This is a genomic window from Arsenicicoccus cauae (assembly GCF_009707125.1).
GTDB lineage: Bacteria > Actinomycetota > Actinomycetes > Actinomycetales > Dermatophilaceae > Arsenicicoccus > Arsenicicoccus cauae.
In genome coordinates, this window is the sequence record NZ_WLVL01000037.1 from 31,585 (window position 1) to 57,409 (window position 25,825).

A 25,825-nucleotide genomic window follows, 5' to 3' on the forward strand; every position below is an offset into this window, starting at 1 on the left:
GGTCTCACCACCGGCCGAGCAGCTGGCCGGCGATCCGGATCACGAAGGTCCCCACCACGACGATGAAGACGATGCGGACGAAGCCCGTGCCGCGCGACACGGCGGTCCGCGCCCCGATGTAGCCACCGGCGATGTTGGCCAGTCCCATGACCACGCCGATCGGCCACATGACCGCCCCGTGGGGGACGAAGACCGCGAGGGCCGCGAGGTTGGTCGCGAAGTTGGCGATCTTGGCCTTGGCGCTGGCCTCGAGGAAGGCGTAGCCGGTCAGCCCGACGAGCGCGAAGACGAAGAACGACCCGGTGCCGGGCCCGAGTGCCCCGTCGTAGAAGCCGACGACCGCCCCGATGACCAGGGCCGCCGCGAGGTGGTGGCGACCGGAGAAGCGCAGCTGCGTGGACGCGCCGAGACTGGGCTTGAGCACCGTGTAGGCGCCGACCACCACGAGCGCCACCAGGATGATCGGGTTGAACGCCTTCTTGGGGATCCGGGTGGCGACGACCGCACCGAGCGACGACCCGGCGAACGCCGCGACCGCGAGCGGGATCGCGGTGCGCAGGTCCGGACGCACCCGGCGGTAGTAGGTGACCGCGCTCGTCGAGGTGCCGCAGATCGAGGCCAGCTTGTTGGTGGCGAGGATCTGCGCGGGCGAGGCGCCGGGCAGCCCCACGAGCAGCGCGGGCAGCTGGATCAGCCCTCCCCCGCCCACGACGGCGTCGACCCACCCCGCGCAGAACGCGCATCCGACGAGGAAGAGGACGACCTGCAGCGACAGCTCACCCACGCCCGCACCACCGGTCGACGATCGTGAGGACGTCGAGCAGCTCGTGCGCGACCGCGTCGGGCTCCGCGTCGTGCGAGACCTGCTGCTCCACGGGGATCCGCGAGTGCGGGACCCACACGGCACGCATGCCGGCCCGCTGGGGGCCGTGGACGTCCTCGAAGGACCGGTCCCCGACGTAGACGCACCGGTCCGGCTCGACGCCCACCGCCCGCGCGGCGGCGAGGAAGGCCTCGGGGTGCGGCTTGGCCCACGGGATCTCGCTGGAGTAGACGTCGGCGTCGATGAGGTGGGCCACCCCGTCGCGCTCGAAGACCCCGCGGTGGTAGTCGCGGGTCCAGATCGTGTTGGACAGCACGCCGACGCGGATCCCGCGCTCGCGCAGACCGGTCCACAGGGGCTCGACCTGGGGGTCGGTGAGCGTGTGCGGCTCCCAGAAGGTCTCGTAGGCCGCCAGGCCGGCGAGGGTCGCCTCGTCCTCGGGGTCCAGGCCCACCTGGGTCAGCAGGTCGGCGAGGCGGCCCGACTCGTGAGTGGTGCGAGCGCGCTGCCACAGGGCGTCCTCCGCGAGCAGGATCCGGGCCGTGAGCTCGTGGAGCGAGCAGGCCAGGGTGCCGTAGCCGCGGGAGAACTCCACCCACTGCTGGCGCAGGTCCACGTCGTGCCACGGGGTGAGGGTGCCGCCCCAGTCGAAGATGACGGCGCCGACCGGCGACGGAGCGGCGTCCGAGGCGTCCGTGGCTCCCGGCGCCCCCGCACCCGCACCCGCACCCGTCAGGACCGCACCTCGCGGGCGACCTCGGCCACCACGTCGGCGACGGCCACCTCGCGACGGTCGCCCGAGCGCCGGTCCTTGATCTCCACGGTGCCGCCCGCGAGGCCCTTGCCGACGATGACGATGGTCGGCACGCCGATCAGCTCGGCGTCCTTGAACTTCACGCCGGGGCTGACCTTGGCGCGGTCGTCGACGATGGAGGAGATCCCCTGCCGCGCGAGCTCGCTCGCGATCCGGTCCGCCTCGACGAGCACCGCCTCGTCCTTGCCCGTGGCGACGACGTGGACGTCGGCAGGCGCGACGTTGCGGGGCCACACCAGACCCAGGTCGTCGTGGTTGGCCTCGGCGAGGGCGGCGACGGCCCGCGAGACACCGATGCCGTAGGAGCCCATCGTGACGGTGACGAGCCGGCCGTTCTCGTCCAGCACCTTGAGGCCGAGGGCCTCGGCATACTTGCGACCCAGCTGGAAGATGTGGCCCATCTCGATGCCACGGGCGGTCCGCAGGGTGCCGACGCCGTCCGGGGCTACGTCGCCGTCGCGGACCTCGGCGGCCTGAACCGTCCCGTCGGTGGTGAAGTCGCGGCCGTGGACCAGGTTGATCACGTGGACGCCCGCCCGGTTGGCCCCGGTGGCCCACGCGGACCCCTCGGCCACGCGCGGGTCGAGCAGGTAGCGGATGCCCGTGCGGGACACGACCTCGCCGGCCTCGTCGCGCTCGACGGTCTCGCCGAGCACGCCGGGCCCGATGTAGCCGCGCACCAGCTGCGGGTAGGCCGCGAAGTCGGCCTCGGTGAACTCCTCGACCTCGGCCGGGGCGACCTGCGCCTCGAGGCGCTTGAGGTCGACCTGCCGGTCGCCGGGCAGCCCGACGACCAGGGGCGAACGGGTGCCGTCGGGGTGGACCAGCATCACGACGACGTTCTTGAGGGTGTCGGCGGCGGTCCAGGCCCGGCCGTCGGGGCGCGGGTGCTGGGCGTTCAGCACGTCGACGAGGGTGTCGATGGTGGGGGTGTCCGGCGTGTCGACCTCCTGCGCCGTGGGGACGCCGGACGCGTCGACGGGCTCGGCCTGCGGGACGACCACGGCCTCCACGTTCGCGGCATACCCGCTGTCGTCCCGCACGAAGGTGTCCTCGCCGACCTCGCTGATCGCGAGGAACTCCTCGCTGGCCGACCCGCCCATCGCGCCGGAGGTCGCCTGGACGATGACGTAGTCGAAGCCGAGCCGGTCGAAGATCTTGACGTAGGCCTCGCGGTGCGCGTCGTAGGACTTCTGCAGGCCCTCGTCGGAGACGTCGAAGGAGTACGAGTCCTTCATGATGAACTCGCGCCCGCGCAGCAGTCCGGCGCGGGGCCGCGCCTCGTCGCGGTACTTCGTCTGGATCTGGTAGATCGACAGCGGCAGGTCCTTGTAGGAGCTGTAGAGGTCCTTGACCGCGAGGGTGAACATCTCCTCGTGGGTCGGCCCGAGCAGCATGTCGGTGCCCTTTCGGTCCGTGAGGCGAAAGAGGTTGTCGCCGTACTCCGTCCAGCGCCCGGTCGCCTCGTAGGGCTCGCGCGGCAGCAGCGCCGGGAAGCTCAGCTCCTGGGAGATCTGGTCCATCTCCTCGCGGACGATGCCCTCGACGCGACGAAGCACCTTGAGCCCTAGGGGGAGCCAGCTGTAGACGCCGGGCGCCGCGCGACGGACGTAGCCGGCGCGCACGAGCAGCCGGTGGCCGGGCAGCTCCGCGTCGGCCGGGTCCTCGCGCAGGGTCCGCAGGAACAGGGACGACATGCGCATGATCTCACCGGGCACGGTGGGGCTCCTCAGGTCGGCGGAGGTGGGACCACGGCAGGATATCGGCCCTGGCTGACCGGCCTCGACCGCGCCCGGGCGTAGCCTCTGAGGTGGAGGTGAGGGTCGTGGCAGAGTGCGTCGAGACGCCGGGCGGGGGCGGGCCACCGGCAGGAGGGCCAGGCGTCGAGCCCCTCACGCTGCAGGCGGGACTGGCCGCCGCAGCGGACGCCGTGGAGCAGGCGGTGGCGGCGGCGACCACCGCCCACCTGCACCTCACCGAGGCCCTGGCCGCCGACCGGACCTGGTCCAGGCCCGGGGACGCCGTCCTCGACGAGATCATGACGCGGCGCACCGACGTCGGTCTGTATGCCGCCGGCCAGCTCGTCGACCAGCTCCGCTCCGAGGCCGAGGTCGCCGCGTCGCGCTTCCCCCGCCTCGGGATGGCCGGCGAGGAGGTGCTGCCCATCCCCCGCGACGACGCGCCCGACGTCGTCGCCGCCTGGTGGCGGGGCCTGGCCCCCGAGGACCGCGAGGAGGTGCTGCGGCGCCACGCCCCCTGGGCGGGGAGGGCCGACGGGCTGCCCACCGCCGTCCGGCACGCGGCCAACCTGCAGGTCCTCGAGGCCGAGATCGCCCGGCGCAGCCGCGAGCTCGACGTCGACACCGGCGCACCCGCGGACGAGGCCACGGTCGAGGAGGAGCGGGACCTGCGAGGGCTGCTCAAGCTGCGGGCACTCTTCGCCGACCCCGACCTGCTGGCCGAGGTCCCCGAGGGGCTCGCGCAGGTCAGCACGCTGCCGACGCGACGGTTCCTCTATCTGCTCGACGCCCGCAGCTATCCCCTGAGGACCGCCATCGCGCTCGGCGACCCCGACACCGCCACCCACGTGGTGGTGCACGTCCCGGGCACGACCACCACCGTGGACCTGCGCCTCTATCGCGAGGCCACCTGGATGTCCTGGCTGCGCGACGAGGCGGTGCGGCTGCTCGACGGGGACGCCCGCGTGGCGGTGATCGACTGGATCGGCTACCGGGCGCCCTACGACATCGCCACCCGAAAGGCGCTGGGAGACACCGGGATGCGCGTGCTCGTGCCCGGCGAGGCATCCGACCCGCGCTATGCGCGGGAGGCTGCCGGCCACCTCGCCAGGACCCTGCAGGGCGTCCGTGAGATCACCCCCGCCGGAGCCCGCGTCGTGGCGAGCGGGCACTCCTACGGCGCCTCTGCCATGGGACTCGCCCTGTCCCAGCTGGCCGCCGGGGGCGCGCACGTCGTCGACGCCGCCATGACGGCCGGCGCACCAGGGATCTTCGCCTCCAGCCTGTCCGACCTCGGCCTGGCGCCGGGCACGTTGTACGCCTGCATCGCCCCCGGCGACCTCATCGGCATGCTCGGCGTCTTCGGCGGCGAGGTCCTGCGCATCGGCGGCGTGCAGCAGCTGTCCCCCCTCGCCCGCCGGGTGGTCTACCCCGACGGGTCCTGGACCGTCCTGCGCCCACCGGTCGGACACGAGCAGTACTACCACCGAGGCACCTCCAGCCTGCTCCACCTGGCCGCCGTGGCCGCGGGCGACACCGAGCGGATCAAGCTGATGAGGCGCCCGTGGTCGATGCTCACGGGCGGCTCGTCAGGACCCGCCGAGGCGGGCAGCTCGGGTGACTCAGGTGACTCAGGTGGGTCGGTCGACTGATCAGTCTGGGTCCTCGTGACTGACGGCCGCGCGTCTCCGGCATCGTCACGATGATCAGCGAGGACAGCGGCACCATGGCGACGGTGCAGCAGGCCGTGAGGACGAGCATCATCGGCTTGCGCCCGATCCGGTCGGACGAGGCACCGAGCGGGTACTGCAGGGCGATGAAGACGACGATCGAGATCGTCAGTGCAGCACCGACCTCGGCGTCGCCGGCGGCGGGAGGGTGGATTCGGCCGCCACCCTGCGACGAGCCGTCGCCCCTTCCTGACGGGCGGTCGGTGATCGCATGTCTACCCGTCGTCCAGCGTGAGGTCACAGCAGGATGGTGGCGAACTCCCCGACCTCCCGCATACCGATGCGCGCGTAGGTTGCGCGCGCCGCGGCGTTGAAGTCGTTGACGTAGAGCGAGGCTCGAGGGGCGTGGTCCCGCAGCACGGCCTCCACCACGGCCGCCATGGCCGGCACCGCTCGGCGCCTACCGCGCAGGTGCGGCGCCAACCAGACGCCTTGGATCTGAGCGGTGCCAAGGGCGACCGACCCGACGTCGGCCTTGAACACCACGTCTGGCCCCTCCGACAGGACATACGTGCGCCCCTGCTCGATCAAGGCGGCCACCGACCGGCGGTATGACGTCACCGAGCCGACATACGGCGGGTAGCCGATCTCCTCGGTGAACATCGCAGCCGCGGCGGGCACCACGGCGTCAACCTCGGCCGGCCGGGCCAGACGCACCCGCTCCTCGAGGGCGAGGCCGAGCTCGCTCGGCGGGACGGTCGTCGACATCAGCGGCTGCGACCCTCGCACCGCCCGGGGCGCGCCCCAGGACGGCGTGAGCAGCGTCCACAGCCGCAGGACGTCGTCGGCGGGGCCGAACAGGGAGGACGCCCAGCGGCTTCGCCGGCGCAGGCGTTGGGCGAAGTCCGGGGCGGTGTCCGGCCCTACGTCGACCGGGACGACGTTGGCGCCGGTCCAGAGCAGGGAGCGCCATCCCAGGGGGTCCTCCCGATCGGCGTAGCCGAGCAGGCAGCCGGGGGTCGTGCGCAGCGCCCCCTCCTGGATCCGGGACGCCACGAAGACGTGGGCGTCCGGTCGGCGTGCACAGACAGCGATCGCCGCGTCCTCGTCGGCCGGTGTCAGAGCCTGGATCGGCGAGCGGGATCGGAGCACCCCCCAAGGGTGGACCGCAGGGGGGAGCTTGTCACGCCACCACGCGCCACGCGGCAGGCGGCAGGGAGTTCGCGTCCGCAGGAGAAGGTCCCCGCCGCGGCAGCTGCCGGGCGAGGCCCTCCCTGGCTGCGGGACTGCTCAGGTCCCCCCGTCGCTAACGGCACCGGGGCGCCCCATGCGGCCGTGCCTCGCACCGGCTCCACCTACCAAAGACTTCGTCGTCGACATGCCGTGACCGGAGCGCAAGTCCTGAACCATCGGGCAAACACCTACAGTGACTGTTTTCCCCTGAATAGGCCTACCGGTTGGTACTTTGAACCATCACACTGAGTTATTGACAGCCATTCGTGTCAGATAGGTTGCACACAGTGGTTGTTGCGGCCATCCCACCACCCCCGGTCCCGGTTGCTCCTCCTCCCCCTCCCGAGGTATTCCATGCACTTCCCCCTGCCCGCCCGCCGGTCCCCCCGGCTGACCGGCGGACTGGTCGGCGCCCTGGTGACGTCGACCGCCCTGGTCTGCGCTCCGGTGGTGGCCGCGTCGGCCGCCCCGACGACCACGACCCCGGTGACGGCGTCGGCCGCCGCGGCCAAGGTCGACCGCGACCGGCTGCCCGAGCGCATCTTCGCCCCCGACTCGTTCTGGTACCGCAAGCTGCCGACGAACACCCCCAAGGACCCGCGCTCGGCCGAGATCGCCCGGCACATCTACGACCAGGGCGTCTCGTACTACGGTCGCCCCGGAGCCCCGTCCATCGGCGTCAACACGGTGCGCTACTCGGCACCGATGTACGTCGCCAAGCCCGGCGACCCCACGACGACCTTCGCGTTCGACAACTGCCAGGGCAAGTCGTATGGCGACACCGGCCTGATCGCCAACCACCTCAGCAGCCTCCGGATCCCGGCCTACGCTCGTCCCGCCGAGGGGACCGACCTCGAGATGCTGGTGTACGACGCGCACTCGCGTCGACTCACCGAGACCTGGGTGACGCGCAAGAACAACGGTTCCTGGTCCGCCTGCTGGGGCGGCAGCATCCCCGACGCCTCCAAGAGCAACGGGGTCTTCCCGCACCCCTTCGGCACGACGGCCAGCGGGCTCTCCTTGGCCGGCGGCACGATCCGCCCCGAGGAGCTCCGCCGGGGTCACATCGACCACGTGGTCGGCATCGCCCTGCCCCACAACGCCCCCTGGCCCACCGTCTCCCGCCCCGCCAACCGGACCGACGGCTGGAACCCCTCGGGGCGCCCCGCCGCCGCCGAGGGGCAGATGCTCCGCATCCCGGCGTCCGTGAACCTCGACGCCATGCGCCTGTCGCCCACCGCGCGCACCATCGCCAAGGCCGCCCAGGAGTACGGCGTGGTGGTGTGGGACACCGCGGGGTCGATCAGCTTCCGCGCCGAGAACCCGATCGGCATGACGAGCGACCCTTACCCGGAGCTCTTCCGAGGACGTGCCGACTGGCAGGAGATGCTGGGCGACCCCGGACGCGGCGAGCGGGGCTTCCCCCTCGAGCTGCTCGAGGTGCTTCCCCTGCACTACGAGGCCCCGGTCTCCGCAGCTCCCAGTCCGGCTCCGGCGCCTGCCCCCCAGCCCACCCCCAGCCCGGCTCCCGCACCGAGGCCCACGCCGACCCCCACCCCCACGCCAACCCCCACGCCCACCCCGACCCCGCCGGCCACGGGTGTGTCCACGGTGCGCCAGACCGCGGCGTGGGTCGACCAGACGGACTCCCTGGGTCGTCTGTGGACCGGCCGCGGTAACGCCTTCGACTCCTACAAGACGGGCACCGCGATGGCAGACCGTGACATCGCAGGGACGGACTCCGACCTGCTCTACCGCTCGACGGTCTACGCCATGTCGTCCTACCGGGCCAAGGTCGCCGACGGCACCTACCGGGTCAAGCTCTACACCGCGGAGGACTACTTCACGGCTCCCGGGCGACGCGTCTACTCGGTCTCGGCGGAGGGTGCCACGGTGCTCAAGGACGTCGATGTGTTCGCCCGGGCCGGTGGGGCCTTCCGGGCCTACGAACCGACCTTCACCGTGACGGTCACCGACGGTCGGCTCGACCTGGGCTTCCACGCCGTCAAGGACGTGCCGAGCCTGGCGGCCGTGGAGATCAGCCGGCTCTGACGCCCCGTCGTCGCGGTCCTATGCCGAGGCGCCGGTCGTCCCTCCCCCGGGGGCGACCGGCGACTCGGCATACGAGCCCCGCGGGACTCAGCCCACGGTGACCGTGGGGCTGCCTGCGGACTCCTCGTCCACGGACTCGCCCATCTCGTCGGCGAGCCGCATGGCCTCCTCGATGAGGGTCTCGACGATGGCGGCCTCGGGGACGGTCTTGATGACCTCTCCCTTGACGAAGATCTGGCCCTTGCCGTTGCCGGACGCGACACCCAGGTCCGCCTCGCGGGCCTCGCCTGGCCCGTTGACGACGCAGCCCATCACGGCGACGCGCAGCGGCACCGTCATGCCCTCGAGCCCCGCCGTCACCGCGTCGGCGAGCTTGTAGACATCGACCTGCGCACGCCCGCACGAGGGGCAGGAGACGATCTCGAGCTTGCGGGGGCGCAGGTTGAGGGACTGCAGGATCTGGATCCCGACCTTGACCTCCTCGACCGGCGGGGCCGACAGCGAGACCCGGATGGTGTCGCCGATGCCCTTGGACAGCAGCGCGCCGAACGCCGTAGCGGACTTGATGGTGCCCTGGAAGGCCGGGCCCGCCTCGGTGACGCCGAGGTGCAGCGGCCAGTCGCCGCGCTCGGACAGCAGCTCGTAGGCCCGCACCATCACGACGGGGTCGTTGTGCTTGACCGAGATCTTGAAGTCGTGGAAGCCGTGCTCCTCGAACAGGCTGGCCTCCCAGACGGCGGACTCGACGAGCGCCTCCGGCGTCGCCTTGCCGTACTTCTCCAGGAGGCGCTTGTCGAGGGAGCCGGCGTTGACACCGATGCGGATGGAGGTGCCGTGGTCCTTGGCGGCCGCGGCGATCTCCTTGACCTGGTCGTCGAACTTGCGGATGTTGCCGGGGTTGACGCGGACCGCGGCGCAGCCCGCCTCGATCGCGGCGAAGACGTACTTGGGCTGGAAGTGGATGTCCGCGATGACGGGGATCTGGCTGTGCTGGGCGATCTGGGGCAGGGCGTCCGCGTCGTCCTGGCTCGGGCAGGCCACGCGCACGATGTCGCAGCCGGCGGCGGTGAGCTGGGCGATCTGCTGCAGCGTCGTGTTGACGTCGGAGGTCAGGGTGGTCGTCATGGACTGCACCGAGACGGGCGCGTCACCGCCCACCTCGACCTTGCCGACCTTGATCTTGCGGGTCTTGCGACGCGGTGCGAGCACCGGCGCAGGGGCAGCAGGCATGCCTAGCGAGACGGTCATGGTGTCAGTATCCCTCACTCATCCGAGCTTGACGGGCCGCACGATGTCGGCATAGATCAGCAGGCCCCCCATGACGATCAGGACGATCGACATGGCATAGGCGACGGGCAGCCCCTTGGCCACGTCGACGTAGCCGGGGTCGGGGCGACGGGTGATGCGCGCGAAGCCGCGACGCATCGCCTCCCACACGGCCCCGACGACGTGTCCGCCGTCGAGCGGCAGCAGCGGGATGAGGTTGAAGACGAAGAGGGCGACGTTGAGCGAGGCGATCAGCATGATCTCGGTGATCAACCTCGAGGTCGTGCCCTCGAGGCCCTGCACCTGCCCGGAGGCGATCTCGCCGCCGATGCGCCCGACGCCGACGACCGAGATGGGGCCGTTGGGGTCCCGCTCCCCCGACCCGAAGGCCGCCTTGGTGATGCCCACCATCTTCTCCGGGATCTCGAAGATCACCCCGGCCGTCTGGGCCACGGCGTTGCCGACCGCCCCCGGCACCGCGGCGATCGGCTGGCGCTCGACCTGACCGACGGGCGCCGACTGCATGCCGATGTAGCCGGTCTGCACGGTCTGCGGCGTGCCGTCCGACCCGGTCACGGGCGCGCCGTGGCGGTCGAGCCGCGGGAGGGCGTTGGTGATGGGGGTGATGGTCAGGGTCTGCTGACGCCCCTCCCGCTCGACGACGACGGGCAGGGCCTTGCCGGCGCTCGGCCGCACGACACGGCCGACGGCGGCGGTGCCGTCCACGGCAATCCCCCCGATCGAGACGATCCGGTCGCCGGGCAGCAGACCGGCCTGCGCGGCGGGCGTGGGGCGGTCCTGCTCGGTGCAGGGGCGCGTGGCGTCGGCCCCGGCGGGTCGCACGCACTCGACGACGGACGCGACCTTGGCGCCGCGCTCGACGAAGACCCCGTGCCCCATGAGGACGCCGCCGATGAGCACGGTGGCGATGACGAGGTTCATGACGGGGCCGCCGAGCATGACGATGACCTTCTGCCAGCTCTTGAGCTTATAGAAGACCCGGTCCTCGTCGCCGGGACGGACCTCCTCCATCGACTGCGTCCGCGCGTCGTCGACCATGGCGGCCCAGCGGCCGGTGCTGGACGGGCGCAGGTGGTGCTCGTCCTCGCCCTTGCCCTTGGGCGGGAACATCCCGATCATCCGGACGTAGCCGCCGAGGGGGATGGCCTTGAGGCCGTACTCCGTCTCCCCGAACCGGCGCGACCACAACGTCGGCCCGAAGCCGATCATGTACTGCGGGGCCTTGACCCCGAAGAGCTTGGCCGGGACCAGGTGACCGATCTCGTGCAGCGCGATCGAGACCCCCACGCCCACGACGACGAACAGGATGCCCAGGATCGTCAGGACCACGGTCATGCGGGCTCCTCGGTCAGGGCGGGGCGGAGGCCGAGCACCTCGCGGGCCCGGGCGCGTGCCCAGGACTCGGCACGCAGCACAGCGGCAACGTCCAGGTCGCCGGGGGTGTTCCCGGCGTTGGCGGCCCGATCCCCGCCGGCGTGGTGCTCGTCGACGACGCGTTCCACCGTGTCGACGATGTCGAGGAAGCCGATCCGCCGCTCGTGGAAGGCCTCGACACACTCCTCGTTGGCGGCGTTGTAGACGGCCGGGTAGGTGCCCCCCGCCTCCCCGACGCGGTAGGCCAGCGGCACGGCACGGAAGGCCTTACGGTCCAGGGGCCAGAACTCGAAGGTGCGGGGCCGGCTCCAGTCGTAGGCCGGTGCCGCGTCGGGCACGCGGTCGGGCCACGCGAGCCCCAGCGCGATCGGGATGAGCATCGTGGGTGGGCTCGCCTGCAGCAGGGTGGAGCCGTCGGTGAACTCCACCATCGAGTGCACGTCGGACGTCGGGTGCACGACCACCTCGATCCGGTCGAAGCCGATCCCGAAGAGCAGGTGCGCCTCGATGACCTCTAGCCCCTTGTTGACCAGGGTCGCCGAGTTGGTGGTCACGACACGGCCCATGTCCCAGGTGGGGTGGGCCAGCGCCTGCTCGGGCGTGACGTCCGTCAGCTCGGCGCGGCTGCGGCCCCGGAACGGCCCGCCGCTCGCCGTGATCACCAGCCGGCGCACCTCCTCGGAGCGACCCCCACGCAGGCACTGCGCCACGGCGCTGTGCTCGGAGTCGACCGGGACGATCTGCCCGGGCCGCGCGGCGCGCGTGACGATCGGCCCCCCGACGATCAGGCTCTCCTTGTTGGCCAGCGCCAGCGTGCTCCCGGCCTCGAGTGCGGCCAGCGTGGGCCGCAGCCCGATCGAGCCGGTGATGCCGTTGAGCACGACGTCGGCGCCGTGCGCGGCGACCTCCTCGCTCGCCCGCTCGCCGACGACCACCCGCGGCTCGTATGCCGCCGCGCCCAGCCGCTCGCTCGCCACCCTGATCGCGCGCTGCAGGGCCTCGGCGGAGCCCGTGGCCACACCGACCAGCTCGGGGCGCAGCAGCACGGCCTGCTCGGCGAGCTGGTCGAGCCTGCCGCCGCCGGCGGACAGCGCGGTCACGGTGAACCGGTCCGGGTTGCGCAGGACGACGTCGACCGCCTGGGTCCCGATGGAGCCGGTCGAGCCCAGCAGCGCGACCGTGCGGTGACCGGCGCGAGGGGTGTGCGCGGGAGGCAGCGGGCTGTCGGCATACGGGCTCTGGCTCACCCGACCATCCTCGCACCCGTCGGCCGGTCTGCTGCTCCGCGTGGGCTCAGTCGGTGGGTCCGCCGCCGGACTGCAGGAGCCGCCAGGTGCCGGGACCGACGATCCCGTCCGCGGTCATGCCCAGCTGGGTCTGCAGCGTGCGCACGGCACGCTCGGTGTCAGCCCCGAACCGCCCATCGACCGAGACGGGCACGTCCTGGGCGACGAGGGCGCGCTGGACCCGGGCGACGGCCTCGCCCGTGCTCCCCCGGCGCAGCCGAGGCGTGGAGCCCCGCGAGAGGAGGAGGGTCCACACGTGGGTCTCCACGTGCGGCACCCACGCCTGCCAGCCGAGGCGCCGCGCCACCTGGTCATAGGCCTGACGGGTGGCCGGTCCGTAGGCCCCGTCGACCGCCACGCTTGCGCCCTGCTGACGCAGCAGGCACTGGAAGGCCTCGACCGCCGGTCCCCTGGCCCCCGGGTCCAGGTCGGGGTAGCGCCGCAGGGTTGGGGAGCACGCGCGAGCCACGGGAGCCTCGCTGGTGCGGGCGGCGCCACTGACCTCGGGCCGCGCACCCGCCGAGCTCGCACCCTGCGCCTGCGGCTCCGCCCCGGTCACCGGTGACGGCTCGGCCGCCGGGGCGGCGTCGGTCGTCGTCCCCGGCGGCGTCGACGTCACCGTCTGCGTGACTCGCACGACCTGGGTCCCCTCGATGTCCGAGGAGCAGCCTGACAGGGTCAGCGCCGCGGCGATGGCTGCGGCGAGTCCCCGCACTGGAGCGATGGAGCTGGTCCGGTGGTTCATCGGGGCCTCCTGGTGCCGCGTGGTCACCCTCCATGCTGTCGCGGGACGGCCTGCGACGCGAGCGGCGGCCACCGCGGGTGCCGAGCGTCGAGGGGTCGCGAATGCCCGCGACATGCCGCGCCGAGCGAATCTGCCTCCCCTCGACAACCAGCGACCCCTCGGCAGCCCCCCGCCGACCCGCGGGACTAGGCTGACGGGGTCGGCGACCGCCGGACGACATCCAGGGGAGGACCAGCATGGCCAAGGACCGCACCGGGCTCAGCCTCGGCTACCGGATCATGTGGCGAGTCCGCTACATCGGGGTCAGCGTCTTCGGGCCGGCGCAGCTCGACCCCGACGACGACCCCAAGGACAACCTCCTCCGCGAGCGGCAGCGCAAGGTCGCGGCCGCGCACGCCGCTGCAGGGACCGCCCCGCGGGCGTGAGCGAGCGGTCTCGCGGGCGCCTCAGGCCTGCGGCTGGTCGGCCGCATCAGCAGGTGGGCGGACGCCACGCGACCATGGACATGATCACTCCGGCGGCGACGCCGGACACGACAGGTCACCTCAGCGCCCGGCGGGCGAGGTGCGCCCGGCGAGCAGACGGGCCGCGACCGCGCAGCTGACCGCGACGGCCAGCATGATCACGCCGATCACGTTGGCCTCGGCGGGGATGCCTCGCAGGTACGCCGTGTAGACGTAGGTCGGGAAGGTGGCGACCTCCCCCGAGACGAAGGTCGTGATGATGACGTCGTCGATGCTGAGCGCGAAGGACAGCAGCGCCGCCGCGACCACCCCGGGCAGCACCCCCGGCAGCGTGACCTGCCAGAAGGTCGCGGCGGGCCCGGCATACAGGTCCGCGGCCGCCTCCTCGAGGCGAGGGTCGAGGGACTGCACCCGCGCCCGCACCGTCACGACGACGAAGGACAGGCAGAACATCACGTGGGACAGCACCACGGTCCACCACCCCAGCTCGAGCCCCACGCGGGTGAAGCCCTGCACGAAGATCGTGAGCAGCGAGGCGCCGAGCACGACCTCGGGGGTCGCCATGGGCAGCAGCACCAGCGCCTCGACCACGCGGCGCCCCCGGACGGTCCCCCGCGCCAGCGCGAGCGCCATCATGGTGCCGAGCACCGTGGCGATCGCCGTGGAGACGAGGCCGACCTGCAGGGACGTCCCGAGCGCCGCGCACACACCCGGGGCCCCGCACGGGTCGCGCCAGTGGTCGAGGGTGGGTCGCCCGCTCCAGGCGATGTTGGACTTGGTGTAGCCGTTGACCGAGAACACCACGACATAGGCGACCGGCAGCAGCAGGTAGACCAGCACCAGCACGGACACCAGCACCACGACCTGGTCACCCAGCCGGCGCCGCACTCCCCCGGTGCTGGCTGCCCGGCCCCGCCGCGCGCTCACAGGAGCTCCCTCGTGCCGTAGCGGCGCAGGTAGATCAGGACGAGCACGAGGATGGCCAGCATCAGGGTGAACGACAGGGCCGCCGCGACCGGGTAGCCGCCGATCACGCGAAAGAACTGCGCGTCGATGGCGTTGCCGACCATCGAGGTGCCCCGGTCGGAGCCGAGCAGGTCCGCGTTGACGTAGTCCCCGGCCGCGGGGATGAAGGTCAGCAGCGTGCCGGCGAGGACGCCCGGCATGGCGAGGGGGACGGTGACCAGGCGGAAGGTCTGCCAGGGCGAGGCGTAGAGGTCGGCGCCGGCGGACAGGACCGACCGGTCGACCCGCTCCAGGGAGGCGAGGATCGGCAGCAGCATGAACGGCACGAAGGTGTAGGTCAGCCCCATGACGACGGCGAACGGCGTCTCCGTGAGGTGCCCGCCGGGCAGCAGGTGGGCCGCGCGCAGCGTCGAGGCGACCGGGGCGTCGTCCGCGAGGATCTGCCGCCACGCGACGGTGCGGAGGATGTAGGGCGTGAAGAACGGCGCCACCACGAGCACCATCAGCAGCCCGCGCCACCGACCGGCGCGGAAGGCCATGGTCCAGGCCAGCGGGAAGGCCAGCACGAGGCACAGCAGGGTCGCGGTCCCGGCATACAGGAAGGATCGCCCGAGCTGGCCGCCGAAGCCGGTCAGCGCGGTGGCGTAGTTGCCGATGTTGACGTCGCGGTAGTAGTAGCCGGGGTGGCCCGGGTATCCCGACTGCAGGCTCACGCTGGCGAGCTGCACCAGCGGGGCGACGAACAGCACCCCCAGCCACAGGACGCCGGGGAGGAGCAGCAGGTATGCCGTCCGCCGGCTCACGGAGCGGTCACCCGCACGGGCGCGGCGTCCGGGGAGGCGTCCGGGGAGGCATCCGCGGCGGTGGCAGCGGCGGTGGCAGCGGCGACGGACCCCGCGGCGGGCCCGGCCGCGCCGTCCTCGGCCGGGAGGGTGAAGGTGTGCCGCAGGTCCCACGCGACGCTCACGAGGTCGCCGGGGCGCGCCGTGGTCTCGACGTCGACGTTCTGCTCGTGCACCGTCCACGTGCCGGCACCGGGCACCTGCAGGACGTACTGCGTGGCGACCCCCGTGAACGCGACGTCCAGGACCCGGGCGCCCGTCAGGACGTTGGCGACCGATCGCCGGCGGACCTTGCCGCCGTCCGCGACGAGCCGGACCTTCTCGGGGCGCACCCCGAGCAGCGAGCGGCGCGCGTCCTGCCCGGCGGCCCGCGACCGCAGCGCCCGCACCCGCTGGCCCCCGAGCTCGAGCACGAGCAGGTCGCCCTCGGCGCCGACCACGGATGCCGGCGCGAGGTTGGACTGGCCGAGGAAGGTCGCCACGAAGCGGGTCCTCGGCAGGTCGTAGAGCGTGGCCGGTGGGCCCAGCTGCTCGATCCGCCCGTCCCGCATGACCGCGACGGTGTCGGCCATGCTCATGGCCTCCTCCTGGTCGTGCGTGACGTGCACGAAGGTCAGGCCCGTCTCGGCCTGGATCCGCTTGAGCTCGAGCTGCATCTGCCGGCGCAGCCGCAGGTCGAGCGCGCCGAGCGGCTCGTCCAGCAGCAGCACCTCGGGGCGGTTGACCAGGGCGCGCGCGAGCGCCACACGCTGCTGCTGGCCACCGCTGAGCCTCGCGGGGCGCCGGCGCGCCATACCGTCGAGCTCGACCAGGGCGAGCGCCTCCCGCGCCAGCTCGGCGGACTCGGCGCGGGAGACCCCGCGCCGGCGCGGCCCGAAGGCCACGTTGTCCCCCACGCTGAGGTGCGGGAACAATGCGTAGGTCTGGAAGACGGTGTTGACCGGTCGCTCGTGCGGCCGTAGCGCCGTGACGTCCCGCTCCCCGAGCAGGACCCGCCCGGCGTCGGGGCGCTCCAGACCGGCGACCATGCGCAGGGTCGTGGTCTTGCCGCACCCCGAGGGCCCCACCAGGGCAAAGAAGCTGCCCCGGGGCACGTGCAGGGACAGGCCGTCGACCACGACGTCCCGCCCGAAGCTCTTGGTGAGGCCTTCGAGCCTCAGGTCACCGGCGCTCACTGCCCCACCACCGTCGTCCACATCGCGGCGTACTCCTGCTCCTCGCGCGCGTCCAACGCCCGGAAGACGCTCGTGCGACGCGCGAGGAAGTCCGCCGTCGGAAAGATCAGCGGGTCCTCCACCAGCTCGGGGTCGACCTTCTCCATCGCCTTCTGCGCCCCGGCGACCGGGCAGATGTAGCCCACCCACGCGGCGACCCGGGCCGCGATCTCGGGCTGGTAGTACCAGTCGAGCAGGCGCTGGGCGTTGCGGCGCCGCGGCGAGGTGATCGGCACGACCGCGTTGTCGCTCCAGAGCATCCCGCCGGACTCCGGCACCACGAAGGTCCACCGATCGTTGCCGGTCTCGGCGCGCAGGGTCGCGATGTCGCCGCTCCAGACCAGGCCGGCGAGGGCGTTGCCGCTCTGCAGGTCCTGGACGTAGGAGTTGCCGCGGATCCTGCGGATGTGCCCGTCCCGCAGGTGCCGGTCGACGACCTCGACGGCGTCGGCCAGCTGGTCCCGGGTGAAGGGTCGCGCCGGGTCGACGCCCTGGCTGCGCAGGATCACCCCGAGCGTGTCGCGCCACTCGCTGAGCCCGACCACCCGGCCCTTGAGGTCGGCGCGCCACAGGTCCTCGACGGACCGGATCTCCGTGACCCTGCTCGCGTCGTAGCCGATGCCGGTGAGACCGGACTGCCAGGGGAGCGAGTGCAGGCGTCCCGGGTCGAAGGGCGCGTCCATCAGCTCGGGCAGTACGTTGCCGGCGTGGGGCATGCGGATCAGCTCGAGCGGCTGCACGAGCTCCTGGTCGATGACCCGGTTGACCATCCAGTCCGACAGGACGACCAGGTCACGGCCGATGTCCTGGCCGGCGCGCAGCTGTGGGGCAATCTTGTTGACGTAGAGGTCGTTGTCGTCGATCTCCTCGCTGTAGCTCGCCTGGATCCCCGTGGCCCTGACGAAGGCGTCGAGGGTCGGGAAGCGCTTGGTCCGCTCATCCTGGTCGAGGTACTGCGTCCAGCTCGCGAAGGCGACGCGTCGGTCAGTCGCGGACCGGTCCGCCGGCAGCGGCCGGGCGGTGCGGGCGGCCGCGGGCGGCTCGGGCGGGGCGCAGGCCGAGAGGAACGCGGCGGCGGTGGCCGAGCCGAGCAGGCTGCGGCGCGACAGCGTGCGGTCGGGCATGAGGCATGGACCTCCGGGAGCGGCCCAGGCGGGCGGAGACAAACCTGGGCAACGCTACCAGCGGTATGCCGGGGCCCGCCCCTGGTGTCAACCCTGGTGTCAGCCCTGTGGCCGGAGCACCGAGGTCAGGCTGTCCAGGACGCTGCGGTCCTCGATCGTCGACGGCACCTGGGCCTCCTGGCCGTCGGCGATCTGGCGCATCGTCTTGCGCAGGATCTTGCCCGAGCGGGTCTTGGGCAGGCCGTCGACGATGTCGACCTGGTGGAGGGCGGCGACCGCGCCGACCTCCTCACGGACGCGCTGGACCAGCTCCTTGCGCAGCCTGTCCTGCGCCTCCGGGGTGGAGGCGTCGACGCCGGACTTGAGCATGACCAGGGCGCGCGGCACCTGGCCCTTGAACGAGTCGGCGACCCCGATCACCGCGCACTCCGCGACGGCGGGGTGCCCGGCGAGCGCGGCCTCGATCGACCCGGTCGACAGGCGGTGGCCGGCGACGTTGAGGACGTCGTCGGTGCGGCCCATGACATAGATGTAGCCGTCCTCGTCGATGTAGCCGCCGTCCCCGGTGAGGTAGTAGCCGTCGTAGGCCGACAGGTAGCTCGAGACATAACGGTCGTCGTCCTGCCAGAGCGTCGGGAGGGTCCCGGGCGGCATGGGCAGCTTGATGACGATGGCGCCCTCGGTGCCGGCGGGGACCTCGGTGCCCTGGTCGTCGAGGACGCGCACGTCATACCCGCAGACCGCGGTCGACGGCGAGCCGGGCTTGATCGGCAGCTCCTCGATCCCGCGTGGGTTGGACGCGATCGGCCAGCCGGTCTCGGTCTGCCACCAGTTGTCCACGACGGGCCTGCCGGTGCGCTCGGTCGCCCAGTGGTAGGTGTCGGGGTCGAGCCGCTCGCCCGCGAGGTAGATCGTGCGTAGGCTCGAGATGTCGTAGTCCGCGAGCAGCCTGGCCTCCGGGTCCTCCTTCTTGATGGCGCGGAAGGCCGTGGGCGCCGTGAACAGCGAGGAGACGCCGTAGTCCTGCACGACCCGCCAGAAGGCGCCGGCGTCGGGGGTGCCGATCGGCTTGCCCTCGTAGACGACCGTGGTGGCGCCGGCGAGCAGCGGGGCGTAGACGATGTAGGAGTGCCCGACCACCCAGCCGACGTCGGACGCGGTGAACATCGTGTCGCCCGGCTCGATGCCGTAGACGTTGGGCATGGACCAGCGCAGGGCCACGGCGTAGCCGCCGCTGTCTCGCACGATCCCCTTGGGCTTGCCCGTCGTCCCGGAGGTGTAGAGGATGTAGAGCGGGTGCGAGGCCTCGACGGGCACGCACTCGGCGGGCTGCACGACGCCTGGCCTCATCACCTCGGCCCAGTCCAGGTCCCGCTCGCCCAGCTCTGCGGGCTGCTGCTCGCGCTGGAGGATGACGCACCGGTCCGGCTTGTGCTCCGCCCGGCGGATCGCCTCGTCGAGGTAGGGCTTGTAGGCGACGACCCGCTTGGGCTCGACCCCGCAGCTGGCGCTGACGATGACCTTGGGGGCGGCGTCGTCGATGCGGGCCGCGAGCTCCTGCGGCGCGAACCCACCGAACACCACCGAGTGGATGGCGCCGATGCGGGCGCAGGCCAGCATCGCGATGACGGCCTCGGGCACCATCGGCATGTAGATGACGACGCGGTCGCCCTTGGTGACGCCGAGGTCGCGCAGCACCCCGGCGAACCGGGACACGAGTTCGAGCAGCTCGGCATAGGTGTAGGTCGCGCGGGAGCCCGTGACCGGGCTGTCGTAGTGCAGGGCCGCCTGGTCCGCGCGGCCGTCGACGACGTGGCGGTCCAGCGCGTTGTAGCAGACGTTGAGCCGACCGTCGGGGAACCACGTGTAGAACGGGGCCCGGCTGTCATCGAGGACACGCGTGGGCCTGGTGATCCAGTCGATGTCCGTGGCCGCCTCGGCCCAGAAGGCCTCGGGGTCCTGCCTGCTCGTCTCGTACGCCCTGGCGTAAGCACCCTTGCTCATGCCTCCATCCAACCCGCCGTGCGGGGCCATGGCCAGAGGGACATGGTTTGGCCTGGACGACAGGTCGCTGCCGCGCGGCGAGCGGTCGGACACACCGAGTGGTCGGCCCCGGCCGCCTTGGCGACGGGGACCGACCACTCGGGTCGTATGCCGTGCGGCCGGGTCAGCAGCCGTCGAGGCCCAGGCCGCGCACGACCTTGACCGGGGCGATGCCGCAGCCGACCTGTGCGGTGCCGAGGTCGGCCACGCGCCAGCGACCGTTCACCTTGCGCAGGACGACGGTGGCGTCGTCGGTCTGGCCGCGGGTCGGGTGGACGGTCGCCCGCGCCCAGGTGGGGGCACCAGGGGCCAGGCTGATCCGCTGGACGCGCCAGTCGGCGCGCTTCCAGCCGCGCATGGAGCGGTCGCCCGCGATGGCGACGTAGATCTGGTGCACGGTCGTCCGGGTGACCTGGGTCGAGCGGGTGCGAGCCGTGACGGCGCCCGAGGCGGCGGGTGCGGTCGCGGTGGCCTGCTGGGTCGCTCGGGCCGTGGCGACGGAGGGGGCAGCGGCCACGGCGGGGGCGGACGTCCCCAGGCCGAGGGCGAGGGCGAGAGTGGCGGTGGCGGAGGTCGCGATCAGTGAACGGCGGAGCATGACGGGGATCCTTCTCGAGTGTGCGGTTGCGGCGCGCTGCGCCGACATCACCATGATGACGCCGCAGCGGCGCGGTTGGTTGGCTCGCGTCGCCATCCCCTCGTCACGGTTGGGTCACGCATGATGACGACATGGAGATCGAGGACCTGGCCACGCTCACCGCCCTGCTCGACGAGGGCCGCAGCCTGCACGGCGTGCGCGTCCAGGGCATCGACCTCGACCTGTGCACCGACCGGCTCCTCGCACGGTCGGACCTGCACGGGCTCGTGGTCCTCGGCGGCGCGACCTCGCCCGCGCTGGCGCAGCACCTCGTCGGTGCCGGCGCGGTCGTCTTCCCGGCGGTCCACGACTCCCCCGTCGACGTCTACCGCTCCCGGCTCTACACCCCCGAGGAGCTGTATGCCGGGATCGCCCGGGGCTACGACCAGACCCCGGACGCGCTGGCCTACGCCTGGTCCCAGGACGCCACCCTCGTCGGCGACCCCTACGTCGCGGTGCTGCGCTCCCTGCACGACGACTCGATGGAGGACGCCCTCGACGACCTGCTCGCCGACCGGCGCGTGGTGGGGGTCATGGGTGGCCACGGCGTCGACCGCGGAACCGCGCGCTATGCCGAGGCCGCGCGCCTGGGGCGGGCGCTGGCGGCATACGGCCTGGTCGTCGCCACGGGAGGAGGGCCGGGGGCCATGGAGGCCGCCAACCTCGGGGCCGCCTGCCCCGACGACGCCGCGCTGGACGAGGCGCTGCCGCGGCTGGCGGACGTGCCGTCCTTCCGGCCGGAGGTGACCCCCTGGGCCCGCGTCGCGCTGCAGGTGCGGGAGGGGCTCGGCAGCCCCGACCCGGTGACGAGCGTCGGCATCCCGACCTGGTTCTACGGCCACGAGCCGCCCAACCCCTTCGCCCAGGCCATCGCCAAGTTCTTCTCCAACGCACTCCGCGAGGACCTGCTGCTCGCCCGTTGCACCGCCGGCGTCGTCGTCCTCCCCGGGGCGGCCGGCACGGTGCAGGAGGTCTTCCAGCTGACGACGCGCCTCTACTACGCGGCCCGGGGCGAGACCGTCCCGCTCGTCCTCGTCGGGCGGGAGCACTGGACCGAGACATTGCCGGTGTGGCCGCTGCTGCAGGCCCTGGGCCGGGATCGTGAGATGGCCGACCGTCTCCACCTGGTCGACGACATCGCCGACGTGCCCGACCTGCTGCAGGGCTCCAGCACCACACCCCTGCGCGGCTGAGACGGAACTTCACGGGGTAAGAACCGCGTTGGACGCGCTGGACCCGGACATTCCCTCGGAAGGACCTGCCCTGACCTCCCTCGCCCTCCTCACGCAGCTGCCCGCCGCCGGCCCCGACAGCGGTGGCATCACCGGGTGGGCCGTCAGCCTCATGGAGACGCTCGGCGGGCCGGGCGCCATGGTGGCCACCATCCTCGACAGCGTCTTCCCGCCGATCCCCAGCGAGCTCATCCTGCCGCTGGCGGGCTTCACCGCCTACCGCGGCGGCATGACTCTGGCCGGGGCGATCATCTGGAGCACCCTCGGGTCGCTCATCGGCGCGCTCATCCTCTACTGGGCCGGCGCCGCCCTGGGGCGTGAGCGCGTCAACGCGATCGCTCGCAAGGTCCCCCTGGTCGACGTGCACGACATCGACCAGGGCTTCGAGTGGTTCGAGCGGCACGGTCGCACCGTGACCTTCTTCGGCCGCATGGTCCCCATGGTCCGGTCCATGGTCTCCATCCCGGCCGGCGTCGAGCGCATGCCGCTCGCGGTCTTCTGCCTCCTCACGACGCTCGGCTCGCTGGGCTGGAACGCCGCCCTCATCCTCGGGGGCTACGCCCTGGGATCGCAGTGGGCGCGCATCGAGGAGTGGGCCGGGTGGTTCCAGTACGCCGTGATCGCGTTCTTCGTGGTCCTGATCGCGCGCTGGGTGCGGCAGAAGCTCAAGGGGCGCCGCACCCCTTGAGACCCCTCGTCCCGGTCAGGCCGTGGCCGCCGCCAGCTGGCCGCACGCCCCGTCGATGTCCTGGCCGCGGGTGTCCCGCACCGTCGTCGAGATGCCGCGCCCCCGCAGCCGCTCCACGAACTGCTGCTCGACGCCCTTGCGGCTCGCCGTCCACCGGCTGCCCGGCGTGGGGTTGAGCGGGATGGGGTTGACGTGCACCCACCCGCTCCCCCGCGCGTTGAGCTTGTCCGCGAGCAGCTCGGCGCGCCACGCCTGGTCGTTGATGTCCCTGATCAGGGCGTACTCGATCGAGACGCGTCGTCCCGTGGTGTCGAAGTAGCGGCGCGCCGCGTCGAGCGCCTCGTCGACCCGCCAGCGGGTGTTGATGGGGACCAGCTCGTCGCGCAGCTCGTCGTCGGGGGCGTGCAGGGACAGCGCCAGGGTCACCGGGATGCCCTCGGCGGCGAGCCTGTCGATGCCCGGCACCAGCCCGACGGTGCTCATCGTGACGCCGCGCGCGCTCATCCCGAGACCGGCCGGGGCCGGCTCGACCAGGCGACGGATCGCGCCGATCGCAGCCTTGTAGTTGGCCAGGGCCTCGCCCATCCCCATGAACACGACGTTGGACACGCGCAGCGGACCCTGGTCGCCCTCGGGCATCGGCCCGAGCTCGCCCGCCCGCAGCGCCCGGGCGGCGCTGACCACCTGCTCGACGATCTCGGCGGTGCTCATGTTGCGCTGCAGACCGCCCTGCCCGGTCGCGCAGAACGGGCAGTTCATGCCGCACCCCGCCTGGCTCGAGATGCAGATCGTGGCGCGGCCGGGGTAGCGCATCACGACGGACTCGACGAGCGCGCCGTCGTGCAACCGCCAGACCTTCTTGTGCGTGGCGCCACCGTCGGCCACGCGGGTCGTGATCGGGGTCAGCAGCTGTGGCAGGGCCTGGGCGACGAGCTCGGCCCGCTGCGCCTTGGGCAGGTCGGGCATGTCCGCGGGGTCGGTCACCAGCCGGTCGAAGTAGTGCACGCTCAGCTGCTTGGCCCGGAAGCCCTGGTGCCCCAGCTCGGTCACGAAGGCCTTGCGCTCGTCGAGCGCGAAGTCGGCCAGGTGGGCCGGGGGCTTGCCGCGCCGCGGCGCGGTGAAGGTCAGCTGTCCCGGCGCCGGGCGGGTCGTCGGCGTGGGCAGGTCCTGCGGCTGGGAGTCACTCATCGCGCACCATTGTCTCAGGTATGCCGCCCCGCCCGCCCCGACGCGGGGTGATCGTGTCGGCGCGGCGCCTCAGGACGCCGCCGGCACCAGGTAGGTGAGGACGAGCCAGGCCATCGGCGCGGTCAGCAGCAGCGAGTCCAGCCGGTCCATGATGCCGCCGTGCCCCGGGAGGATGTGGCCCATGTCCTTGATGCCTAGGTCCCGCTTGATCACGGACTCGCACAGGTCACCGACCGTCGCGGTGACGCAGGCCGCCGCCCCCAGCAGGACACCGGTCCACCAGGGCGCGTGCAGCAGCCAGGACGTGCAGGTCGCGCCCACGAGCATGCAGGTCGCCATCGACCCGATGAAGCCCTCCCAGGACTTCTTGGGCGAGATCGAGGGCGCCATCGGGTGCTTGCCCTTGAGCACGCCGACGGCGTAGCCGCCGATGTCGGAGAAGACCGTCACCGCGATGAAGGTCACCACGCGCAGCTCCCCGTCGGGCTGGGCGAGCAGCATGATGCAGAAGCTCGCGAGCAGCGGCACGTAGGCCAGGGTGAGCACGCCTCCGGAGACATCCCGCATGGCGTCGCCCACGCCCTGCAGGGAGCGCCATACGAGCACGACCAGCACCGCCAGCGTGAAGGCGAGGGTCAGCGGACGGGGACCACCCCAGTAGGCGCTGGCGAGCATCGCGACGCCGCCCGCCATCGTGGGGACGAGCGGCACCCGGACCCGTCCGTGCCGGACCCCCTGCACGACCTCCCACATCCCGATGACGATGGCCACGGTCACGAGCGCCAGGAAGGCCTCCGGGCGCCACGCCAGCGACCCGATGATCAGGGCACCCAGCCCCACGCCGACCCCGATCGCTGCGGGCAGGTCGCGGCCGGCCTTGCCGGGGCTCTTGGACCGGCGGGCCACCTCGACGGCTCGCTGGATCCGTCGCTGGACCCGCGAGCCCTCGAGGGCCGGGGGCATGTCAGGGGTGGGCACGATGTGCTCCGCGTCGGTCGCTCAGACCTCGAGCAGCTCGGCTTCCTTGCCCTTGAGCAGGGTGTCGATCTGGTCGGTGAGCTTCTTGGTGAGGGTGTCCAGCTCCTTCTCCGCACGGGTGCCCTCGTCCTCGCCGACGTCGCCGTCCTTGACGAGCTTGTCGATCTGGTCCTTGGCGCTGCGCCGGACGTTGCGGATGGAGACCTTGCCGTGCTCGCCCTTCTCGCGGGCCAGCTTGATGTACTCCTTGCGGCGCTCCTGCGTCAGCTCCGGGAGGTTGATGCGCAGCACCCCGCCGTCGTTGTTGGGGTTCACCCCGAGGTTCGAGGCCCGCAGGGCCTTCTCGATCTCGTGGGTCGCGCCCTTGTCGAAGGGCGTGATCAGGATCATCCGCGCCTCGGGCACCTGGAAGGACGCGAGCTGCTGCAGCGGGGTCGCGGCACCGTAGTAGTCGACCATGACCTTGTGGAACAGCGCGGGGTTGGCGCGCCCGGTGCGGATGGACGCGAAGTCCTCCTTGGCCACCTCGACGGCCTTGTCCATCTTGTCCTCGGCCTCGAGCAGGATGTCGTCGATCATGGGGTGCCTCCATCGTCCGTATGGCGAAAAAACGTCGGGGTCCGTGCCACGAGCCCGGTGCTGCTCCGCACGACCGGGGCTCGCGACGGTCGGGCAGGCGGGCTGCTCAGGCGGTGACCACCGTCCCGATCCTCTCACCACGCACGGCGGCGGCGACGTTGCCCTCGCCCTCCATGCCGAAGACGATCATCGGGAGCTTGTTGTCCATGCAGAGGCTGAACGCCGCGGCGTCGACCACCTTGAGGCCCCGCGCGAGGGCCTCGGCGTAGGTGAGGGTGTCGTAGCGCCGCGCAGCGGGGTTGGTCTTGGGGTCGGCGTCGTAGACCCCGTCGACGCCGTTCTTGGCGATCAGGACCGCGTCGCACTTGGTCTCGAGGGCGCGCTGGGCGCTGACGGTGTCGGTGGAGAAGTACGGCATGCCCGCGCCGGCACCGAAGATCACGACGCGGCCCTTGTCCATGTGGCGCATCGCGCGGCGGGGGATGTAGGGCTCCGCGACCTGGGTCATCTCTATGGCGGACTGCACCCGGGTCTCGACGCCTTCCTTCTCGAGGAAGTCCTGCAGCGCCAGGCAGTTCATGACCGTGCCCAGCATCCCGATGTAGTCGGCCCGAGCCCGGTCCATGCCCTTGTCCTGCAGCTGGGCCCCGCGAAAGAAGTTGCCGCCGCCGATCACCACGCACACCTGGACCTTGCTCTGGACGGCCTCGGCGATCTGCCGCGCGATCCCGCGCACGACCTCCGGGTCCAGACCGACCCTGCCCCCTCCGAAGACCTCGCCGGACAGCTTCAGCAGCACGCGCTGGTAGCCGCGGTTGTCGGGGGTCTCGGTCATCGTGCAGCTCCT

Annotated in this window: 23 protein-coding genes; 5 read left to right on the top strand and 18 right to left on the bottom strand. The window is 72.2% G+C overall.

Translation table 11 applies throughout. The features are described 5' to 3' along the window. Nucleotides 1-4 precede the first annotated feature (4 nt). Genes GGG17_RS08860 through GGG17_RS08870 form a run of 3 tightly spaced genes read right to left on the bottom strand, consistent with a single transcriptional unit; the run spans nt 5 to nt 3,340 of the window. Nucleotides 5-784, bottom strand: a complete 780-nt coding sequence (locus GGG17_RS08860) for a TSUP family transporter (RefSeq protein WP_311966542.1) — start codon at nt 782-784, stop codon at nt 5-7. Further along, on the bottom strand, nt 777-1,559 hold the full coding sequence (locus GGG17_RS08865) for an HAD family hydrolase (protein ID WP_154593581.1): 783 nt from the start codon (nt 1,557-1,559) through the stop codon (nt 777-779). Before GGG17_RS08865 ends, GGG17_RS08860 begins: the two co-directional genes overlap by 8 nt. Next, nucleotides 1,556-3,340, bottom strand: a complete 1,785-nt coding sequence (locus GGG17_RS08870; protein ID WP_154593582.1) for a proline--tRNA ligase — start codon at nt 3,338-3,340, stop codon at nt 1,556-1,558. Before GGG17_RS08870 ends, GGG17_RS08865 begins: the two co-directional genes overlap by 4 nt. Before the next feature lie 122 nt (nt 3,341-3,462). Here GGG17_RS08870 and GGG17_RS08875 point away from each other — a divergent pair, with 122 nt between their 5' ends. Then, nucleotides 3,463-5,028: an alpha/beta hydrolase gene (locus GGG17_RS08875; RefSeq protein ID WP_154593375.1), complete on the top strand. Its 1,566-nt coding sequence runs from the start codon at nt 3,463-3,465 to the stop codon at nt 5,026-5,028. A 315-nt stretch (nt 5,029-5,343) separates the two neighbouring features. Here GGG17_RS08875 and GGG17_RS08880 read toward each other — a convergent pair whose 3' ends face one another. Then, nucleotides 5,344-6,198 carry a GNAT family N-acetyltransferase gene (locus tag GGG17_RS08880; protein ID WP_311966543.1) on the bottom strand — a complete coding sequence of 285 codons (855 nt, stop codon included), beginning with the start codon at nt 6,196-6,198 and terminating at the stop codon, nt 5,344-5,346. A gap of 435 nt (nt 6,199-6,633) precedes the next feature. Between GGG17_RS08880 and GGG17_RS08885 the strand changes: the two genes are divergently transcribed. Then, nucleotides 6,634-8,331: a malectin domain-containing carbohydrate-binding protein gene (locus GGG17_RS08885; protein WP_154593377.1), complete on the top strand. Its 1,698-nt coding sequence runs from the start codon at nt 6,634-6,636 to the stop codon at nt 8,329-8,331. Between the two features lie 87 nt (nt 8,332-8,418). Here the strand turns inward: GGG17_RS08885 and ispG are convergent, their stop codons facing one another. The 4 genes from ispG to GGG17_RS08905 all read right to left on the bottom strand — a co-directional run bounded on the left by ispG (nt 8,419) and on the right by GGG17_RS08905 (nt 13,023). Next, entirely contained in the window at nt 8,419-9,579 is a 1,161-nt protein-coding gene (ispG, locus tag GGG17_RS08890) for a flavodoxin-dependent (E)-4-hydroxy-3-methylbut-2-enyl-diphosphate synthase (RefSeq protein ID WP_154593378.1), read from the bottom strand. A gap of 18 nt (nt 9,580-9,597) precedes the next feature. Further along, on the bottom strand, nt 9,598-10,953 hold the full coding sequence (locus GGG17_RS08895) for a M50 family metallopeptidase (protein ID WP_154593379.1): 1,356 nt from the start codon (nt 10,951-10,953) through the stop codon (nt 9,598-9,600). Further along, on the bottom strand, nt 10,950-12,209 hold the full coding sequence (gene dxr / locus GGG17_RS08900) for a 1-deoxy-D-xylulose-5-phosphate reductoisomerase (protein WP_154593583.1): 1,260 nt from the start codon (nt 12,207-12,209) through the stop codon (nt 10,950-10,952). The genes GGG17_RS08895 and dxr overlap by 4 nt, the downstream gene beginning before the upstream one ends. 76 nt (nt 12,210-12,285) lie before the next feature. Then, nucleotides 12,286-13,023, bottom strand: a complete 738-nt coding sequence (locus tag GGG17_RS08905; protein ID WP_195849180.1) for a peptidoglycan-binding domain-containing protein — start codon at nt 13,021-13,023, stop codon at nt 12,286-12,288. Nucleotides 13,024-13,259: 236 nt separating this feature from the next. Here GGG17_RS08905 and GGG17_RS08910 point away from each other — a divergent pair, with 236 nt between their 5' ends. Further along, nucleotides 13,260-13,448 carry a hypothetical protein gene (locus GGG17_RS08910; protein WP_154593381.1) on the top strand — a complete coding sequence of 63 codons (189 nt, stop codon included), beginning with the start codon at nt 13,260-13,262 and terminating at the stop codon, nt 13,446-13,448. A gap of 120 nt (nt 13,449-13,568) precedes the next feature. Here GGG17_RS08910 and GGG17_RS08915 read toward each other — a convergent pair whose 3' ends face one another. From GGG17_RS08915 to GGG17_RS08935, 6 genes are all read right to left on the bottom strand, one after another. Next, the gene (locus tag GGG17_RS08915; protein ID WP_311966544.1) at nt 13,569-14,414 is read right to left on the bottom strand and encodes an ABC transporter permease; all 846 of its coding nucleotides are present in this window, start codon (nt 14,412-14,414) and stop codon (nt 13,569-13,571) included. Beyond that, nucleotides 14,411-15,256 carry an ABC transporter permease gene (locus GGG17_RS16005; protein ID WP_288799568.1) on the bottom strand — a complete coding sequence of 282 codons (846 nt, stop codon included), beginning with the start codon at nt 15,254-15,256 and terminating at the stop codon, nt 14,411-14,413. The genes GGG17_RS08915 and GGG17_RS16005 overlap by 4 nt, the downstream gene beginning before the upstream one ends. Beyond that, nucleotides 15,253-16,470 carry an ABC transporter ATP-binding protein gene (locus tag GGG17_RS16010; RefSeq protein ID WP_311966545.1) on the bottom strand — a complete coding sequence of 406 codons (1,218 nt, stop codon included), beginning with the start codon at nt 16,468-16,470 and terminating at the stop codon, nt 15,253-15,255. The genes GGG17_RS16005 and GGG17_RS16010 overlap by 4 nt, the downstream gene beginning before the upstream one ends. Further along, nucleotides 16,467-17,633, bottom strand: coding sequence for a polyamine ABC transporter substrate-binding protein (locus tag GGG17_RS08925; RefSeq protein ID WP_154593382.1), 1,167 nt, complete (start codon nt 17,631-17,633; stop codon nt 16,467-16,469). The genes GGG17_RS16010 and GGG17_RS08925 overlap by 4 nt, the downstream gene beginning before the upstream one ends. 99 nt (nt 17,634-17,732) lie before the next feature. Further along, complete coding sequence (locus GGG17_RS08930; RefSeq protein ID WP_154593383.1) at nt 17,733-19,637, bottom strand: propionyl-CoA synthetase; 1,905 nt, start codon at nt 19,635-19,637, stop codon at nt 17,733-17,735. Nucleotides 19,638-19,800: 163 nt separating this feature from the next. Continuing rightward, entirely contained in the window at nt 19,801-20,274 is a 474-nt protein-coding gene (locus GGG17_RS08935; RefSeq protein WP_154593384.1) for a hypothetical protein, read from the bottom strand. A gap of 131 nt (nt 20,275-20,405) precedes the next feature. Here GGG17_RS08935 and GGG17_RS08940 point away from each other — a divergent pair, with 131 nt between their 5' ends. Together GGG17_RS08940 and GGG17_RS08945 are read left to right on the top strand one after the other, a co-directional pair. Next, on the top strand, nt 20,406-21,506 hold the full coding sequence (locus tag GGG17_RS08940; protein ID WP_154593385.1) for an LOG family protein: 1,101 nt from the start codon (nt 20,406-20,408) through the stop codon (nt 21,504-21,506). A 28-nt stretch (nt 21,507-21,534) separates the two neighbouring features. After that, nucleotides 21,535-22,233, top strand: coding sequence for a DedA family protein (locus GGG17_RS08945; protein ID WP_230082847.1), 699 nt, complete (start codon nt 21,535-21,537; stop codon nt 22,231-22,233). A 15-nt stretch (nt 22,234-22,248) separates the two neighbouring features. Here GGG17_RS08945 and rlmN read toward each other — a convergent pair whose 3' ends face one another. From rlmN to pyrH, 4 genes are all read right to left on the bottom strand, one after another. After that, nucleotides 22,249-23,421, bottom strand: a complete 1,173-nt coding sequence (gene rlmN, locus GGG17_RS08950) for a dual-specificity RNA methyltransferase RlmN (protein WP_154593386.1) — start codon at nt 23,419-23,421, stop codon at nt 22,249-22,251. A 69-nt stretch (nt 23,422-23,490) separates the two neighbouring features. Then, on the bottom strand, nt 23,491-24,399 hold the full coding sequence (locus GGG17_RS08955) for a phosphatidate cytidylyltransferase (RefSeq protein WP_311966546.1): 909 nt from the start codon (nt 24,397-24,399) through the stop codon (nt 23,491-23,493). Nucleotides 24,400-24,420: 21 nt separating this feature from the next. Beyond that, complete coding sequence (frr, locus tag GGG17_RS08960) at nt 24,421-24,978, bottom strand: ribosome recycling factor (RefSeq protein ID WP_154593387.1); 558 nt, start codon at nt 24,976-24,978, stop codon at nt 24,421-24,423. Between the two features lie 106 nt (nt 24,979-25,084). Then, a complete protein-coding gene (gene pyrH, locus GGG17_RS08965) occupies nt 25,085-25,813 on the bottom strand; it encodes a UMP kinase (RefSeq protein ID WP_154593388.1) in 729 nt (242 codons plus the stop codon). Between the last annotated feature and the right edge of the window lie 12 nt (nt 25,814-25,825).

Excerpts from the sequence above, each read along its gene's own strand:
- GGG17_RS08940 (WP_154593385.1), top strand. The coding sequence starts at position 20,406 with ATGGAGATCGAGGACCTGGCCACGCTCACCGCCCTGCTCGACGAGGGC.
- pyrH (WP_154593388.1), bottom strand. The coding sequence starts at position 25,813 with ATGACCGAGACCCCCGACAACCGCGGCTACCAGCGCGTGCTGCTGAAG.
- GGG17_RS08895 (WP_154593379.1), bottom strand. The coding sequence starts at position 10,953 with ATGACCGTGGTCCTGACGATCCTGGGCATCCTGTTCGTCGTCGTGGGC.
- GGG17_RS08925 (WP_154593382.1), bottom strand. The coding sequence starts at position 17,633 with ATGCCCGACCGCACGCTGTCGCGCCGCAGCCTGCTCGGCTCGGCCACC.
- frr (WP_154593387.1), bottom strand. The coding sequence starts at position 24,978 with ATGATCGACGACATCCTGCTCGAGGCCGAGGACAAGATGGACAAGGCC.
- GGG17_RS08885 (WP_154593377.1), top strand. The coding sequence starts at position 6,634 with ATGCACTTCCCCCTGCCCGCCCGCCGGTCCCCCCGGCTGACCGGCGGA.
- GGG17_RS08930 (WP_154593383.1), bottom strand. The coding sequence starts at position 19,637 with ATGAGCAAGGGTGCTTACGCCAGGGCGTACGAGACGAGCAGGCAGGAC.
- GGG17_RS08870 (WP_154593582.1), bottom strand. The coding sequence starts at position 3,340 with ATGCGCATGTCGTCCCTGTTCCTGCGGACCCTGCGCGAGGACCCGGCC.
- GGG17_RS08910 (WP_154593381.1), top strand. The coding sequence starts at position 13,260 with ATGGCCAAGGACCGCACCGGGCTCAGCCTCGGCTACCGGATCATGTGG.
- ispG (WP_154593378.1), bottom strand. The coding sequence starts at position 9,579 with ATGACCGTCTCGCTAGGCATGCCTGCTGCCCCTGCGCCGGTGCTCGCA.
- GGG17_RS08905 (WP_195849180.1), bottom strand. The coding sequence starts at position 13,023 with ATGAACCACCGGACCAGCTCCATCGCTCCAGTGCGGGGACTCGCCGCA.
- rlmN (WP_154593386.1), bottom strand. The coding sequence starts at position 23,421 with ATGAGTGACTCCCAGCCGCAGGACCTGCCCACGCCGACGACCCGCCCG.
- GGG17_RS08935 (WP_154593384.1), bottom strand. The coding sequence starts at position 20,274 with ATGCTCCGCCGTTCACTGATCGCGACCTCCGCCACCGCCACTCTCGCC.